The organism is Microaerobacter geothermalis, assembly GCF_021608135.1.
GTDB lineage: Bacteria > Bacillota > Bacilli > DSM-22679 > DSM-22679 > Microaerobacter > Microaerobacter geothermalis.
The window spans coordinates 18,064-34,631 of record NZ_JAKIHL010000023.1; the positions used below are offsets into that span (position 1 = coordinate 18,064).

Below are 16,568 nucleotides of genomic sequence, written 5' to 3' on the forward strand. Positions count from 1 at the left end.
GCTTATATCCCTCCCCCTTCATCATAAATGCTGCTCTTTTCCCGGCGAATGGCCCGGGATAAACTGACGGATCCTGCCGTAGCGATCATGATGCTGATAATGACAACAGCAATATATGGATCTGGAGATACTACCGTGTGGATCAGCGTATAGGAAACCGCCAGGGAAGAAACCGGGGACACCATCCACACCTTCATGATTTGCTTAATCACGTTTTTCTTCCACAGATCCAACCCGCTATTGGCAGTGCCAATCCCCAGAATAGCGGAGGTAGTGATCTGAGTAAGGGGAACGGGCAACCCAAATAGTGAAGCAATAATGACCAAAATTCCCCCTGTAGCAGAAACGGCGCTTCCCTGAAGCATGGAAAGTTGGGTAATTTTTTTGCCATTGGTTTCAAGTACTTTCCCTCCAAGAAGGATCGCCCCAAATGCCACAAATAAGCCCCCCGCCCAGATTCCAGTTGTAACATTCATGATTCCTGCCCCCACAAGGGGGCCCACTGCATTAGCCACATTATTCATCCCTGCGGAAAAGGCTTCAATCGTTCCTGTAATTACAAGAAGCATTGCCAGCCACTTTTTCCACCGTCCCTGTCCCCGCAGTTGCGGCCATCGATTTTCCAGTCCCATAATTCCCTTTCCAAACAAAAGAGCAAGGAGAAAGGCGGCAACCGGGATAATTAGCCAGAATGAGATGATGACCAATAAATTCTGCAGGTAAAGGGATTGAAAGGCGACTCCCACTCCTACAACTGCTCCAACGGTCACCTCACTGGTTGACAAGGGGATGCCCAACAGATTGGCAATCAACAGGGTAAGTGTAGCTGAGATTAAAATGATCACCACGATTTCCACATTTAACAATGAAGAAGGAATGATCCCCTTTCCTATCGTTCTGACTACTTCTCCTCCACCGATGGCTGCACCCGCAAATACCGCCAAAGCAACTAAATACATGGCAGTCCTTTTTGAAATGGCACCAGCGCCATAAGCCGCTCCCATGGATGCCGCTGTTCCACTTGCTCCAATATTGATTGCAAAGAGCAGGGCTACTCCGAATGCCATGTATGTCCAAATCATGGTTCAATCACATACCCGTGTCCCTTTTTGGCCGGTTTTTTCTCCACCATTGCCATTTCAGTTATTTTTTTAAGCGGTAGGTAATGACACTCAAGCTGATGATTAGCACTTTCGAATGCCTGCCTATCATCTCCAGCAATCGTGACTACCGTTGCCCAAGATTCATCGGCAAATCGAACTTCCAATTTATACAGGAACATCGTACGACTATCCTTTCCTTTGGTTTGGTTTTAACTTTGTTGAAGCTGTGATAATATTTGATCTAACCTTTCCTGGAAAGGTTTTATTCCTGTTCTCTTGGAAAAGTCATAAAACTTCTCACCTGGTTGCTTCTCTTCCTTATAGTAGGCAATCAACTGTATAACCACTCGGCCGAGGTCATCCCCCAATACCCGGCCTTTTAACTTTTCATTAAAGACAGCATTGGGGCCTAATGTGCCACCAATATAAATTTCAAAGGCGTCCTTCATTCCTTGAGGGGTTTTCACCAGCACACCCTGAAATCCAATATCAGCGATCTGCCTCTGTCCACAGGAGTTGGGGCAGCCTACCATATGCATTCGGATTGGCTCATCCAGTTCAATATTCTCATCTAGGAAATAAGCCAACTGTCTCATTCTTTCCTTGGTTTCCACCAAGGCCAGATTGCAAAATTCATTTCCGGTACAAGAAACAGCGAAAGCCGTAAAATTTCTAGGATATGGCGTCAACCGCTCGAGGACCTTCTCCTGCAACAGTTTCTCTATCCGATGATCCGGAATGTTGGCCAACACAATATTTTGAGAGTTGCAGGTTCTTAAAGAACCGTCCCCGTATTTATCTGCCAACCGGGCCAGTTCCTCCAATTCTTCGGCTGTCATCCTTCCTACAGGCACAGATAATCCCACATATTTTAAGCCCTCTTGTTTTTGCGGATGAACTCCTGTAAAATATCCGGCATTCCAACCGATAATTTTGTCCTCTCCCCGCCCTGGAAGTTCTCCAGTCAGCTCAAACAGTTTTTCACAAAATTTTTCCGGTCCCCAATCGGCCACCAGAAATTTAAGGCGAGCACGATGACGTTTTTCCCGATATCCGTAGTCGCGGAAGATGGTTGTAACCGCCGCTGCCACCTTCACCACCTCTTCCGGTCTGACAAATACATCCAGTTGCTTCGCCAGATAAGGTTTGGCCGAAAGTCCTCCTCCCACCCAAACATGGAAACCAATCACTTCTTCCCCATCAATCACTTTTACAGCCGGAGTAAAGGCTAAATCGTTAATTTCTGCATGTCCAGCATTATAAATGCTCGATGAAATCGATATTTTGTATTTGCGAGGCAAATTAGAAAAATCCCTGTTCATCAAGAAATAATCGTTTAATTCTTGGGCCAATGGCCTCGTATCGATTAACTCATAAGGATCCAAACCAGCCAAGGGATTTCCGACAATCGTCCTCGGGCAATCCCCGCATGCCTCGAAAGAAGACAACCCCACTTCTTTCAAGCGCTGAAAAATATCGGGCATGTCTTGTATCTGAAGCCAATGGAATTGAACGGCCTGCCGGGTGGTAATATCCACTAGATTTCGACCATAGTCCACAGCAATGGAAGCCAGCACCCTTGCCTGCTCTGAGTTAAGAATTCCTGAAGGAATTCTTACCCTCATCATGAAATAACCTTCCTTCGGCTTTTGCTCATAAATCCCTGCCCACTTGAATCGATTCATATCATCAGGAGTGATGGAGTCATATCCCGTCTCCGCGTAACGATAAATATCCTGAATGACATCCAAACCATCTTTTTCTAATTTAATCAATTCTACTTGGTTTAATTTTTCGCCCTGATCCCTTAACCATTTTTGCATTATGCATAACCTCCGTTTTGTTATTCTTTTTATGCAAAAATCCCCCTGTGAGAAGGGGGATGATCTTTTGTTCCACACCTCCTCTTATCTCTCAGAAAATTTCATTCTGCAGGAATTGGCACCATCTCAAACGATCTGCTGTTTGAAGGTTGCCGGGTATCATCGGGCCAGTCCCTCCACCTCTCTGGATAAGAGGAAATTATTTGGGTCTGAATTGATTAAATGTCAAATTGATATAATGGGGTGGTTAGATACCTTTCACCATTGCTGGGTATTACTGCAACAACTTTTTTACCTATACCCAATCTTTTGGCGATTTTTAATGCAGCAAAAACTGCAGCTCCTGAGGAAATACCTCCCAAAATACCTTCTTCTCGAGCCATTCTCCTGGAAGTTTCAAAGGCCTCATCATTCTCAACGGTAATAATTTCATCATAGATTTCGGTGTTTAAAATCTTAGGAACGAATCCGGCACCAATGCCCTGGATTTTGTGAGGACCTGGTTGTCCTCCAGACAAAACTGGGGAGGCAGCTGGTTCTACAGCAACAATATGCAACTGAGGAAATTTCTCCTTTAACACTTCTCCCGCCCCGGTAACGGTTCCCCCTGTTCCAATTCCGGAAACAAAAGCGTCAATCCCCCCGATTTCTGCTGCTTGTTCTAACAGTTCCTGCCCGGTCGTATCGCGATGTATTTGCGGATTCGCAGGGTTTTCAAACTGCTGGGGCATAAAATAATTGGGATGATCTTCCAACAATTCATTAGCCACCCTTATCGCCCCTTTCATTCCCTCTGGTCCTGGTGTAAGTACCAGTTCAGCTCCATAAGCCCGAAGTAAGTTTCTTCTTTCCATACTCATCGTTTCCGGCATCACTAAAATCGTGCGATATCCTTTTGCTGCAGCAACCATGGCCAAACCAATACCGGTATTTCCGCTGGTAGGTTCTACGATGGTATCTCCTGGCTTCAGTTTCCCTTCCTTTTCAGCGGCTTCAATCATAGCAATAGCAATCCTGTCTTTTACGCTGCCTCCAGGATTGAAAAACTCCAGTTTTAAATAAACATCCGCATCTTCACTTCCCACGATTCTGTTTAACTTCACGAGGGGAGTATTTCCGATAAGATCCGTAATTGTGTTTGCAACACGCATTTCATTTCCTCCAATTCCTATAAATTTATATTTTATTAATCAGAATTATAATGTTAATTATTTCTTCGTGTCAACATTAATTTTTATAGGATTAGTCGGATTTATTTTTAAAAAAAAATCTTTCCCGTATTTGCCTACGACGTTTTAAAAGATCTTCAGATTGTAAAGCATAAACAAAATTGTATTCCCTTCATAGATTCTCTAATGGGAGAGCCTAAAAACAAATTTTCAAGAATCTTAACATTAAGTTTTTATCAGCGTCAATATAAATTTTCGAGCAACCCTATATATACTTACTATGATTTATTGTATAAACTGGTCAAAAAGGAAAAAGCAGCATCCCACTACACCTTTCACAGTGGGATGCTGCATATTGACAACTTTCGACAAATTTCGAGGTGTACCAGGCACCTATTATTCTTCAAATTGGAATAGCTGTGTACTGAGATAGCGCTCCCCGTTATCCGGAATGACCGCCACCACTTTTTTCCCTTTACCCAAGCGCCGGGCAATTTTTAATGCAGCTGCTGTAGCAGCGCCGGATGAAATCCCACCCAGTACCCCTTCTTCTTTGGCTAATCTCCTGGCTGCCTCAAAGGCTTCCTCATTTTCAACAGTGATGATTTCATCATAAATTTCCGTATTTAAGATAGCAGGAACAAAACCTGCCCCAATCCCCTGAATTTTATGGGGACCCGGTTTTCCTCCAGAAAGAACGGGGGATGCTGCAGGCTCAACAGCAATAATCTGCATGTCAGGATATTTTCCTTTCAGTACTTCCCCTGCTCCCGTCACTGTTCCTCCTGTCCCGATCCCAGAAATGAAGGCATCAATACCGCCGATCTTCTCCACCTGTTTTAACAATTCTTTCCCTGTCGTTTCCCGATGGACCTTGGGATTGGCAGGGTTTTCAAATTGTTGTGGCATAAAATAATCCGGATTTTGTTCCAGCAGTTCTTTCGCTTTGCGAATGGCTCCACCCATTCCCTCAGCCCCTGGTGTCAGCACAAGCTCTGCTCCAAAGGCCCGAAGCAAATTCCTTCTTTCCATGCTCATTGTATCAGGCATGACCAAAATGGCACGGTAGCCTTTGGCTGCTGCAACCATGGCAAGACCTATTCCAGTATTACCGCTGGTTGGCTCAATAATGGTGTCCCCAGGCTTTAATTTCCCATCCTTCTCTGCCTGTTCAATCATCGACATGGCAATCCGGTCTTTCACACTTCCCCCAGGATTAAAAAACTCAAGCTTTAAATAAACATCTGCATCTTCTTTTCCAACGATACGGTTTAGTTTTACCAAAGGAGTATCTCCAATAAGTTCAATGATTGAATTTGCTACACGCACAGTACCGCCTCCAATTCCAACTAAATAGATAATATTTACTTGAATTATACCCAGTTCAATTTATTCATGTCAAATTTTGATGCTCCGGGTTCCTTTCAATTCAAGACTAACCCTATCCTAACCGGTAATTCTGAAGAAGCAGTGAATAAATTCTGAAAAAGATGTGAATAAATCATATTTATTTTACCATTTTTCCCATTCTGCTTGCCGCATCCAGGATTTCAGGGAGAAACTTGTCCATCTTATCCAGAGTTAAACGGCTGGACGGACCTGATACGGACAAAGCAGCGATCAAGTGACCAGACCGGTTCAATATAGGAACCGCAACAGCAGCTGCTCCGGGCTCCCTTTCCTCGAAACTGGTGGCATAACCTTTTTCTTTGATTTCTTCCAACTGTTTTTTATACAATCGCTTATCCACCCAATCAGGCCATGAAGGATCATTTAATATCGCTTCTTGACTATGCGGATCAGCATAAGACATCAGCACTTTACTGGAAGCACCAACTGCCAGTGACATCCTGGCTCCAATGGGAGCCACCCGTCTGATGGATTGATTGCTTTCCACCGCTTGTATTCGAATACGTTCCATTCCATCCCTTACGTACAGACTGATCGTCTCACCGAGTGAATCACGCAGTTTCTCCAATTCGGGAAGAAGTATCATCGCAGGGTCCGCCGCCTGGGTCAAATTGGCCGATAACTCCCAAATTCGAAATCCTAATCTGTATTTTTCCGTTCCCGGGTCTCTCATCAGAAAACCTTTCCCTTCCAATGATGCCAAAAGACGATAAACGGTACTTTTATTTAAAGAAGTTTGCTGTGCAATGTCGGTCAAACTCATCTCATTGGAATGAACAAAACAAAGCAAAATATCCAACGCTCTCTCCACAGCTCTAACCGTTATTTTTTTATCTTCCAAATTCTATCACCACCAGAAAAATTGTAAATTATTATATAACGTTGGGGCTAAAGAGCAGGAATAAGCCGTCAAACTAACTCCATCTTTGAAATACCCAGATGTTTTTGATAGCTCCGTTCTTTTGCCTCGAAACGGAACAGATACAGATCACAAAATTAGTTTCATTATATGAAACTAATTTTCACTATTTAAATTATATCCCACCCAACAAAAATTATCAAAGATGAAATGAAAAAGAAAACATAGTAAAGAATATACTCAAATGGCTCAATGTATAAAAAATCTTATGAAAAAAAGAGGAAAATTTATTTTACGTTTTTGCGGAAAATCGGTATAATGATAGTGATAAAAGAAACCTGGTTTCACTAGATGAAACAAAAAGAGGCAATTTCAAACCTTGGAAACAGGAAGAAGAGGAGGTAATTGGGTTTGACAAAGAAAGATCATTTCTCTGTGCGTACTGAACTAAAAGTAGGAGACCAATCCTACCAATACTACCAATTAAGCAAACTGGAAGAGCAAGGAATTGGTCCCGTATCCAAACTGCCATTCACGATTAAAGTTCTTCTAGAAGCTGCCGTACGTCAATACGATGGTCGGGCAATTACAGAGGAACATGTAAAAAAATTGGCAAACTGGACAGAAGGCCGGGATGAAAATCAGGAAGTTCCCTTTAAACCGGCACGAATTGTGCTTCAAGACTTCACTGGTGTTCCTGCCGTGGTTGATTTAGCTGCTTTAAGGGAAGCCATGCATCGCGCAGGGGGTAATCCAAGCCGGATTAATCCATTGATTCCCGTTGACCTGGTAATCGACCACTCTGTCATGGTTGACAAATTCGGAACACCCGATGCCCTACAATACAACATGGATATAGAATTTGAACGGAATGAAGAGCGCTACCGCCTGCTTCGCTGGGCGCAAAATGCATTTGATAATTTCCGCGCTGTTCCTCCGGCTACTGGTATTGTTCACCAAGTAAATCTGGAATATTTGGCAACCGTAGCAGCAACGCGAAAGGTAGACAGCGAAACTGAAGTTTTTCCTGATTCCCTTGTTGGAACAGATTCCCATACTACCATGATTAATGGTTTAGGTGTTGTTGGTTGGGGCGTTGGGGGAATCGAAGCGGAAGCGGGTATGCTGGGGCAGCCCCTTTATTTCGTCACACCGGAGGTCGTTGGCTTTAAGTTGACAGGGAGCCTTCCTGAAGGGGCCACTGCCACGGATTTGGCCTTAACCGTAACCAATATTTTACGGAAAAAAGGCGTCGTTGGTAAATTTGTTGAATTCTATGGACCTGGATTAAGCAATATCAGCCTGGCCGACCGTGCCACAGTAGCCAATATGGCACCTGAATATGGGGCTACCATGGGATTCTTCCCTGTAGACAGTGAAACCTTAAACTACTTGAGAAGCACCGGACGGGATGAAGGGCTTGTTCAACTGGTGGAAGCTTATTATAAAGCCCAAGGATTATTCCGTACCGATGCCACTCCCGATCCCGTTTTCTCAGATACCATTGAACTAGATCTGTCTACGATTGTGCCCAGTCTTGCCGGTCCAAAGCGTCCTCAAGACCGTGTGGAATTGAGCAAAATGAAGGAAGCCTTTAATACAGCTCTCCGCGCTCCTGTCGATAAGGGCGGATATGGTATGTCTGAAGATAAGATTAACAAGTCTGTGGAAGTGACCCATCCCAATGGTGAAACCACAAAGTTGGGAACCGGCTCTGTTGTGATTGCCGCTATCACAAGCTGTACCAACACTTCCAATCCATCCGTCATGCTTGGAGCGGGTATCGTTGCCAAGAAGGCGGTGGAAAAAGGACTGCGCAAACCAGCTTACGTAAAGAGCAGTTTAACACCTGGTTCCAAGGTCGTCACTGATTATCTGGTGAATACTGGACTTCTCCCATATTTAGAAGCTCTCGGTTTCCACGTTGCCGGTTATGGATGTGCAACCTGTATCGGAAACAGTGGGCCGCTTCCTGATGAAGTAAGCAAAGCCATTGACGAGAATGATCTAACCGTTTCTGCCGTCATCAGCGGTAACCGTAACTTTGAAGGACGGGTCCATGCTCAGGTAAAGGCAAACTATCTTGCTTCTCCACCCCTTGTTGTTGCATATGCTTTAGCAGGCACCGTTGATATTGATTTAGCCACAGAACCTATTGGCTATAACGATAAAAATGAACCGGTTTATTTAAAAGATATCTGGCCAACATCCGATGAATTAAAAGAAGCTCTTAAATCTGCCATGGATCCTGAATTATTCCGGAAACAGTACGGTCAGGTATTTACCGCCAATGAAAAATGGAATGCCATCCCCGTCTCAGAAGGAGAACGGTATGAATGGGATAAGAATTCCACCTATATTCAGGAACCACCTTTCTTCGTTGGCTTATCACCAGATGTGGAACCAATCAAAGAGATTAAAGGTGCAAAAACCCTTGCGTTACTGGGAGATTCCATTACAACTGATCATATCTCCCCAGCGGGAAGTATCAAAGAAAGCAGTCCCGCAGGGTTATATTTGAAAGAACATGGTGTGGATAAAAAAGATTTCAATTCCTACGGTTCCCGCCGTGGAAACCATGAAGTGATGATGCGCGGTACTTTTGCCAATATTCGTATCCGCAATCAGATGGCGCCCGGAACAGAGGGCGGTATAACCAAATACTTGCCAACTGGTGAACTGATGCCAATTTACGATGCCTCCATGAAGTATCAGGAACAAGGCATACCACTGGTTGTACTTGCCGGAAAAGAGTATGGTACGGGAAGCTCCCGCGACTGGGCAGCTAAAGGAACCAATCTGTTGGGAGTAAAAGCGGTTATAGCTGAAAGCTTCGAGCGTATTCACCGCAGTAACCTGGTTGGCATGGGTGTTCTTCCATTACAATTTACAGATGGAGCCAGCTGGAAGTCCCTAGGCATTACCGGTGAAGAAACCTTTGATATTCTTGGCCTAAATGATGACATTCAACCTGGTCAAACCTTAAAAGTCCGGGCAACCCGTCCTGACGGCACTTTCTTCGAATTTGACACCATCGTCCGCTTGGATAGTCTGGTTGATATCGACTACTATCGAAATGGCGGTATTCTGCAGATGGTATTGCGTCAAATTATCAACGAAGAAGTAAAATAATCACCTTACCCAACCAAAGTCCAGCTAAATAAGCCCTTGACTCAAATAAAATAAAATCCCTGTCCTCACTGGACAGGGATTTCTCATAACTACATCCACAATCTAATATTTTAACCTTTTCATCCTATACATTGGAAAAAGTTCATCCTAAAACTTCCTTGCTTCCCTCATAGACTTCACCAGCACCCCTGTCTTTCTCCCGGAAATATAAACTCCACTCAAAATCATAACCAGCCCTAAGATCGCAGAGAGAAAAATACTTTCTCCCAACAGAAGCCATCCCCATAGGAGAGCAGTGAATGGAACCAAATATGTTACGGTCGTTGCAAACTCGGCACTTCCCTCTTGAATAATATAGTAAAAGAACATATAAGCAATTCCTGATCCTACCACACCTAACCCGATAAATGAAAGAAAATTCTTGGTAATAAACAAATTACTCCAGTGAATCGGTTCTGAAACCAACGCAAGAATACCACTAAAAAAAGCTCCGGCGAAAAGAGTAATCATACTGATATAGGAAACGGATATACTCTGTAGATACCTTTTGCTTAATTGGGATGAAAAAGCATAGCAAAGGGATGCCAACATCACAAGCAAAATTCCTGTCCGATCAACATCAGTATTTGTAAATACATCCAGTCCAACCAAAATAAGAATACCTATAAAACCAATCCCCATTCCAATCCACTGATATGAGTTAAGGGATATTTTAAACAATAGAAGTCCCACAAGCATCGTTAAGATTGGGGTAGAAGCATTGGCTATAGAAGCCATCCCGCTGCTGATTCTTGTTTCTCCCATCCCAATGAACGTCCAGGGAAGAGCAGAATTAAGCAAGCCAACTATCAGCAAAATCCCCCAAGGGATCTCTTTTAACTTCATTTTTTCTTTTTGTAGCAGAATAATGATTGCAATCGCCAGGGCCCCAAATAAAGAACGAAGTGAAGCAACAGACCATGGACCAAAGTCTTCCAACAAGATTTTAATAAACAAGAAAGAGCTTCCCCAGATGAGGCTGAGCAAGCCAAGTACCCCATATAATCTTAACGGCATCATTTTTCTCTCCTTCACTCGGTTAATCTGCTGCTGTAAAAATTTAATTTCTACAGAAGCATTTAGTATATACCAAGTCATTTCGTCTCTCTAAATAAGTATACATGATCCAGAACTTAATTTCATCCCTCTTCCGTTCCCAACTTTCGGGAATAGACGATTTTTGACCTAAAAAACCTTTTCACAGAAATGACACTAACCAATACAATCGTCATGGAATACAAGGCGGAATGAATATGAAAACTGTATTCCAGCCAATAGCTGGAAAGCCCATTTATAATAATGATAAGAAACCAAATTACCGTTACCTTTCAATGGAGACGAAGAGAAAAACCTTCACCTGAAGATTGAATATTTCTCGTAAACAAAATGGTAAATGGATGGGATGTGAATAGAGAGATGAATGCATTGATACCAAATGAAAAGCTAACGATGATGCCCACGCTTTCAACAAGTTGGGTCAAGTTGTGTCCAGATAGCCCATAAACAAGTCCAATGGCTTGCCATGTCAATACACTGGAAACAAACCATTCCCATTTCCCTTCTTTTATATAAAAGGCCAGCCAGATCAGACTCCATACAAATCCGATGATGTAGGTGAGCAAGGGGTTCCCTATAATTGGAACATGGACAAACCCCATGGTAAAGGACATAAACATCGAATAGGCCAATATACGTCTCATTAAAAAATCTCCTTTAATCCTTAGATTTTATTACTAATAGATAGCCGGATTCCACATAAATCCTTCCTACTTTTTCTTTTAACACATTGCTAATTCCAAGGGAATGGCCGATTGATAGAGAAGCCTGGTTCAGGGGATATTGGAACCCCTCCAACGTGATTCCGGTCACTTCCCAGCTTAAAGGCAAAAGTGAAATGTGGGAGAAGTGATCTTGTTCAATTTCAACATAGCGATCCACAAGCATTATCACATTATATTCATCCACGATAAGGCAGGGAATCCCTTTTTGCAATGCCGTCAATAGCAGGTGAACGTTGGCCAAGGTATGGTCAAAGCGAGTACCCAGCCCGCCAATGATCATGATTTCTGAGGGCTCCCGCTTAATTGCCCACTGAACTGCCAGCTCAGTATCTGTTTCATCTTTTATAACAGGATCGCAAGCCCACATCTCTTTACTTTTCTGTGCAATTTCTTCCCGCTCTTGCTCAGTTACCGAATCAAAGTCCCCCATAGCCAAATCAGGTTGTATCTTATGCTGAACAAGAAAATATGCTCCACGGTCAACGCCAAAGAGAACATCGTCAGGTTTGATCTCCTTTAATGCCCATTCACCCAAATTTCCTCCGGTAAAAATTAAGATCCGACGATTTCTCAAGCAGAATCCCCCTTCCCGAAAACTCTTTCAAATGAATATTTGCCATTTGATGCTTGTATTATATTGATAGAATTACCCGTTGTAAAGTTGGTTATTGCGATCTTGAAAATCGTAAAGCAACAGATTAAAATATAGATTAAATACCCTGTAGGGTAGTAATCTTTACCGGAAAAGAAGGGAGGGAATCAGATGCCCTTATATAGTTATGTCTGTAGTAAATGTAAAAAAGAGTTTGAAGAACTAGTTTCTACGGGCAACTCCGCCCTTGTCACTTGTCCGAATTGCGACAGTAGGGAGATTGAACGTAAATTTTCCGGAAAAATTTATGGAAAAGTATCATCCTCTGCCCCTTCCTGCGGAAATGGCGGATTTACCTGAGCATCCTAGTCTGAAATAGGCTGGATGCCTATTTTTTTAAAAAAATAACCATTGACATTAATCAATGGTCTTAGAAAATACCCCTTCCTCCAGGATCTGAAGCAGTTCTGTTTTGATTAGACTAAAACTTGGATCTGTTGTTAATTTTGGCTGCCTTGGTCTTGGAAGAGGTATTTTAACTTCTGCTAATATTCTCCCAGGCCTGGGGGACATCACGTATACTCGATCGGAAAGCAATATGGCCTCATCCACATCATGGGTAACAAATAGTATGGAATGCTTAAACGTTTGCCACATCTTGAGTAGCCACTGCTGTATATGCATTCGGGTCATGGCGTCCAGCTTGCCAAAGGGTTCATCCAGAAGCATCAGTTCTTTTTTGCAAAGAAAGGTTCTGAGAAATGATGCCCGTTGTCTCATTCCGCCTGACAAGACATGGGGATAGCTTTCGGCAAATTTCTCCAATCCAAAGAGGGGAAAATAGGACAAAGCTTCTTCTTTTGCGGCTATTTTTTTTACACCCTGTATTTCCATTGGAACGATCACATTCTCCAGGATGGTTCTCCAAGGAAATAAAACGTCCTTTTGGGGCATATAGCTGACCATTCCTTTTTTCCCAACGATGGATCTGCCATCAAAGAGAATATTTCCTTCATCAGGAGCCGTTAACCCTGCCACCATATCCAATAGTGTGCTTTTTCCACAGCCGCTGGGTCCTATGATACTGACAAATTCCCCTTGATCTACGGTAAGAGATACGTCGCTTACGACAACAAGCCGTGATTTCCCTTTGCCTTGAAAAGCTTTGTTTACCCCATGAACTTCAAGCTTTCCCACGGAATCCTCCCCTCTCTCAAGATCCTGGCCTTCTAAATGATTCACCCCGTGTATTATTTCCCTGGTAAAAACTCGTTGGTAAAGGATTTGTCGGCCTCAATCATCTTAGGAATCAACTGCCGGTCATACATCCATTGGGCATACCTTTCCCAAACTTGAGTCTTTTGTATTCCCCATTGTTCGGCATCATCCTGGTATTTTTCACTTAGCCACCCTTGACTTGCCTTCACTAAGTCGGCATTTAACTCCGGAGCATTTTTTAACAAAATATCAGCCGCTTCACTTGGGTTTTGAATGGCAAAATCATATCCCTTTGCAGTGGCAGCCATAAACTTCTTCACCAAATCTTTCTGTTCAGCTACATGCTGTTCATTGGTGACAATGACTGGAGTATAATAATCCAAAGCAGGATCTAAATCTTTTAGCATAATGAAATTGAGATCAATTCCACGACGCTCAGCCTCTACTCCGTCCCAACCGTAATAAATCCATTCAAAATCGGCATCTCTACCGATTGACGTGAAGAAATCTGTTGCTCCCAAAGTGACATTTTCCAATTTAGAAAAATCAGCACCTGCTTTTTCCATCACGGCCTTTAATACCGCTTCTTCCACAGGGGATCCCCAACCGCCGTACCGTTTTCCTTCAAAATCTTTGGGAGAAGTAATTTGGGCCTCTTTCAGGGATGCGAAGGCCGAAGTATTATGTTGGATAATGGCAGCAATCGATACTAAAGGAATATCATTTGCTCTGGCTTGCGTAACCCCTTCCTGATAACTGATCCCGAAATCAGCTTTTCCTGCTGCCACCAATTGGTCTGCAGTGCTTCCTTCACCAGGTTGAACAATTTCCACATCCAGTCCCTGTTCTTCATAAAAACCCTTATCCTTCGCTACATACAAACCGGAATGGTTGGTATTGGGGAACCAATCCAGCATGACTGTAACTTTTTGCAGTTCTTGTTTTGCAGTTTCTTCAGTAGCCTTCTCCTGATTCTGTCCCCCTTCATTCTTTTGTGCGCAACCTGTAAGAATCAAAGCAAAAATAAGCAGAAAAACAAAAAGCAATGTTACGGATATCCGTTTATTTTCCGTTAACCAACTTTTTAACATGTCCATTCCCCTCCAAAATTTTTTCTCTAATCACTTGTCTATAGATGAAGAATTATCTTTCTTCTTGTTGTTGGTAGTGCCACGGCATTGTCAGTCTAGCCAACAATTCAATCAGAGCAAATATCCATAAACTTAAAAGGGTGATTACCACTATGGCGGCAAATACTCTCTCTGTCAGAAAAGATTGGGACGATCGGGTCATAAATATCCCCAATCCCCGACTGGCCCCCAGCCATTCTCCGATCACTGCTCCCATGACGCTGTAAGTCCCGGCAATCCTCAGTCCAGAGAAAAAGAAAGGGAGAGCACTAGGTAATTTTACCATGCGAAAAATCTGTCCGCGGCTAGCCCCCAGTGATGACATCAACCGCACCATCTCCCGATCCACCATACGGTATCCGTCTGCTAAGTTTACCGTGATTGGAAAGAAACAAACAAGAGCCACCACAATAACCTTTGGTGCCAATCCATATCCAAACCAAATGAGAAATAACGGAGCCACCGCAATAATCGGGATCGTTTGGGAGATGACCAATAGGGGATATACCGCTTTTCTTAACCATGTTGAAAGATCCATAAGGGTAGCGATGGCTATGCCCGCTGCGATAGCAATCCCCAGTCCAAGGACAGTTTCATACAACGTTTGAATGGTATGCTGCCAGATTAATTCCCTTGCTTGCCAAAGGGATTGTGCAATGATCGTGGGGCTGGGAAGTATCCATTTTTCTATTTTGGTCATGTTAACCACTATTTCCCAAATAAACAAAAGAACAAGAAGTGAAAAGCTGGGAAGAAAAATAGAACCCCATCTCTTACTTCCGATATTTAGCCAACTTCTCATCGATGGTTACCCCTTCAGGACGGTAATGAATTTTTATATGGGTCATCACTTCAGTTGCCCCGGCTTTAATGCATGCCTCTTGGGCTTTTTTTACGATATCCAAAAGGAGGTCCAAATCCCCTTCCATGACCGTCTCCATTGCTCCAACCTCATGTTTCACACCTGATTTCTGCACAACTTCAATGGCTTTATCCACAACCGGGTAGGTATCTCCATCAGGCACCTTAGGCAAAACTTGAAAACCAACATTCACAACCGGCAACGATATCCCTCCTTTCTGAAGTCTATGGTTAGCTACATGGCCAAGTAGCGATTAATATCTGCTTCGAGGCTAATAAAAAAACTGCCGTAAGGCAGCTCTGGAATACATCATCACCATGGGATGAAAAAAACTCACCACGGTTCTTCCCTCCGCTGGCATTACCCAGATCAGGTTCATGGGTCGGTACAATACGGTACCCTCTCAGCCGGCTTCTTCCAGCTCCCCAACCTTATTCTGTTATCAATTAATACTATATCAATTGGTCAAAAGTTTGTAAACCTCTTCAATCGTTGGCAGGGAAGGGATCGCTCCTCTTCCGGTGACGGTAATCCCCCCGCAGATATTGGAAAACCGAATCATAAATTCCAATCGGTCACGATCTCCTAATAAAACATCAATGTTTCTTTTATTAATATCTGATAAGGAAAGCTGGTATAATAGCCCCCCAACAAAAGCATCCCCCGCACCCGTGGTATCAACAACTTCAACACAGGGTATCGGAATTTCGCCAGAAATCTCTTTCGTGTAATAGGTGGCTCCTTCTCTTCCTTTGGTCACAATAACCAAAGAAACTCCTTTACCCAACAATCGATTGGCAGCCTCTCTCTCATCCTTTGTTTCCATTAAAAATTGACATTCCTCTTCACTCACCTTCAAAATATCAACAGCTGATAAGAGCGAACAAATACCGTTCCTTGCCTCTTCTGCAGCATGCCATAATGAAAGACGGATGTTGGGGTCAAAACTGATTAATAATCCGGCTTTTTTTGCTAATTGAACTCCCTTTATCGTCGCCTCTTTACACACAGGGGAGGTTAATGTGTTCGATCCAAAATGAAAAATTCCCCCCTCTTCAAACCACGAATGTTTGACTTCTTCGGCTGAAAACAAAAGGTCTGCCGAAGGATTCCGGTAAAAAAGGAAATCCCGCTCTCCGTCATCTTTTAAAGAAACAAAAGCCAAGCCGGTTTTTGCTTCCATCGAAAAAATGAGGTAGTCGGTATGAACCCCATGTTCCTTAAAAACAGAGGCCAAGAAATATCCGAAACTATCATCCCCCACTTTCCCGGCAAAATAGCTATTTCCACCAAGTTTGGCAACGGCAACTGCCACATTGGCCGGTGCTCCGCCGGGTGCTCTTTTGAACTTCTCCACCTGGGATAAAGGAAAACCATTTTCAGTGGGGACAAAATCAATCAAGGCTTCTCCAAAGCTGATTACTTTTTTCATCCTTTGCACACCCTTTTT

At 43.2% G+C, this 16,568-nt stretch carries 16 protein-coding genes and 2 riboswitches; of the genes, 2 read left to right on the forward strand and 14 right to left on the reverse strand.

The window, feature by feature from the left end; translation table 11 throughout:
• Window positions 1–2: 2 nt before the first annotated feature.
• From L1765_RS09695 to L1765_RS09720, 6 genes are all read right to left on the reverse strand, one after another.
• On the reverse strand, window positions 3–1,082 hold the full coding sequence (locus L1765_RS09695) for an inorganic phosphate transporter (RefSeq protein ID WP_236406702.1): 1,080 nt from the start codon (window positions 1,080–1,082) through the stop codon (window positions 3–5).
• A complete protein-coding gene (locus L1765_RS09700) occupies window positions 1,079–1,282 on the reverse strand; it encodes a DUF3906 family protein (protein WP_236406703.1) in 204 nt (67 codons plus the stop codon). The genes L1765_RS09695 and L1765_RS09700 overlap by 4 nt, the downstream gene beginning before the upstream one ends.
• A gap of 30 nt (window positions 1,283–1,312) precedes the next feature.
• On the reverse strand, window positions 1,313–2,926 hold the full coding sequence (locus L1765_RS09705; RefSeq protein ID WP_236406705.1) for a nitrite/sulfite reductase: 1,614 nt from the start codon (window positions 2,924–2,926) through the stop codon (window positions 1,313–1,315).
• A gap of 81 nt (window positions 2,927–3,007) precedes the next feature.
• A riboswitch (SAM riboswitch) is annotated at window positions 3,008–3,121 on the reverse strand.
• A gap of 23 nt (window positions 3,122–3,144) precedes the next feature.
• Window positions 3,145–4,077 (reverse strand): cysteine synthase A, encoded by a 933-nt coding sequence (gene cysK / locus L1765_RS09710; RefSeq protein WP_236406708.1) that lies wholly within the window; start codon window positions 4,075–4,077, stop codon window positions 3,145–3,147.
• Between the two features lie 414 nt (window positions 4,078–4,491).
• Window positions 4,492–5,424, reverse strand: coding sequence for a cysteine synthase A (gene cysK / locus L1765_RS09715; protein WP_236406711.1), 933 nt, complete (start codon window positions 5,422–5,424; stop codon window positions 4,492–4,494).
• A 178-nt stretch (window positions 5,425–5,602) separates the two neighbouring features.
• On the reverse strand, window positions 5,603–6,346 hold the full coding sequence (locus L1765_RS09720) for an IclR family transcriptional regulator (protein WP_236406713.1): 744 nt from the start codon (window positions 6,344–6,346) through the stop codon (window positions 5,603–5,605).
• A gap of 429 nt (window positions 6,347–6,775) precedes the next feature.
• On the opposite strand from L1765_RS09720, the gene acnA reads away from it, so the two are divergent.
• Complete coding sequence (gene acnA / locus L1765_RS09725; protein WP_236406716.1) at window positions 6,776–9,496, forward strand: aconitate hydratase AcnA; 2,721 nt, start codon at window positions 6,776–6,778, stop codon at window positions 9,494–9,496.
• Window positions 9,497–9,643: 147 nt separating this feature from the next.
• Here acnA and L1765_RS09730 read toward each other — a convergent pair whose 3' ends face one another.
• The 3 genes from L1765_RS09730 to L1765_RS09740 form a co-directional block, all read right to left on the reverse strand.
• Window positions 9,644–10,633 (reverse strand): DMT family transporter, encoded by a 990-nt coding sequence (locus L1765_RS09730; protein WP_236406719.1) that lies wholly within the window; start codon window positions 10,631–10,633, stop codon window positions 9,644–9,646.
• 230 nt (window positions 10,634–10,863) lie between these two features.
• Window positions 10,864–11,235, reverse strand: a complete 372-nt coding sequence (locus tag L1765_RS09735; protein WP_236406720.1) for a hypothetical protein — start codon at window positions 11,233–11,235, stop codon at window positions 10,864–10,866.
• A gap of 13 nt (window positions 11,236–11,248) precedes the next feature.
• Window positions 11,249–11,890 carry a thiamine diphosphokinase gene (locus L1765_RS09740; RefSeq protein WP_236406722.1) on the reverse strand — a complete coding sequence of 214 codons (642 nt, stop codon included), beginning with the start codon at window positions 11,888–11,890 and terminating at the stop codon, window positions 11,249–11,251.
• Window positions 11,891–12,079: 189 nt separating this feature from the next.
• Between L1765_RS09740 and L1765_RS09745 the strand changes: the two genes are divergently transcribed.
• Window positions 12,080–12,268 carry an FmdB family zinc ribbon protein gene (locus L1765_RS09745; protein ID WP_236406724.1) on the forward strand — a complete coding sequence of 63 codons (189 nt, stop codon included), beginning with the start codon at window positions 12,080–12,082 and terminating at the stop codon, window positions 12,266–12,268.
• 57 nt (window positions 12,269–12,325) lie between these two features.
• Here the strand turns inward: L1765_RS09745 and L1765_RS09750 are convergent, their stop codons facing one another.
• The 5 genes from L1765_RS09750 to L1765_RS09770 form a co-directional block, all read right to left on the reverse strand.
• Window positions 12,326–13,105, reverse strand: a complete 780-nt coding sequence (locus tag L1765_RS09750) for an ABC transporter ATP-binding protein (RefSeq protein WP_236406725.1) — start codon at window positions 13,103–13,105, stop codon at window positions 12,326–12,328.
• Window positions 13,106–13,158: 53 nt separating this feature from the next.
• A complete protein-coding gene (locus L1765_RS09755; RefSeq protein WP_407942248.1) occupies window positions 13,159–14,217 on the reverse strand; it encodes an ABC transporter substrate-binding protein in 1,059 nt (352 codons plus the stop codon).
• 52 nt (window positions 14,218–14,269) lie between these two features.
• Window positions 14,270–14,956: an ABC transporter permease gene (locus tag L1765_RS09760; protein WP_407942249.1), complete on the reverse strand. Its 687-nt coding sequence runs from the start codon at window positions 14,954–14,956 to the stop codon at window positions 14,270–14,272.
• A gap of 73 nt (window positions 14,957–15,029) precedes the next feature.
• Window positions 15,030–15,320 (reverse strand): thiamine-binding protein, encoded by a 291-nt coding sequence (locus L1765_RS09765; protein WP_268928834.1) that lies wholly within the window; start codon window positions 15,318–15,320, stop codon window positions 15,030–15,032.
• Window positions 15,321–15,444: 124 nt separating this feature from the next.
• Window positions 15,445–15,556: riboswitch (TPP riboswitch) on the reverse strand.
• Between the two features lie 19 nt (window positions 15,557–15,575).
• A complete protein-coding gene (locus L1765_RS09770) occupies window positions 15,576–16,550 on the reverse strand; it encodes a PfkB family carbohydrate kinase (RefSeq protein ID WP_236406728.1) in 975 nt (324 codons plus the stop codon).
• Window positions 16,551–16,568 lie beyond the last annotated feature (18 nt).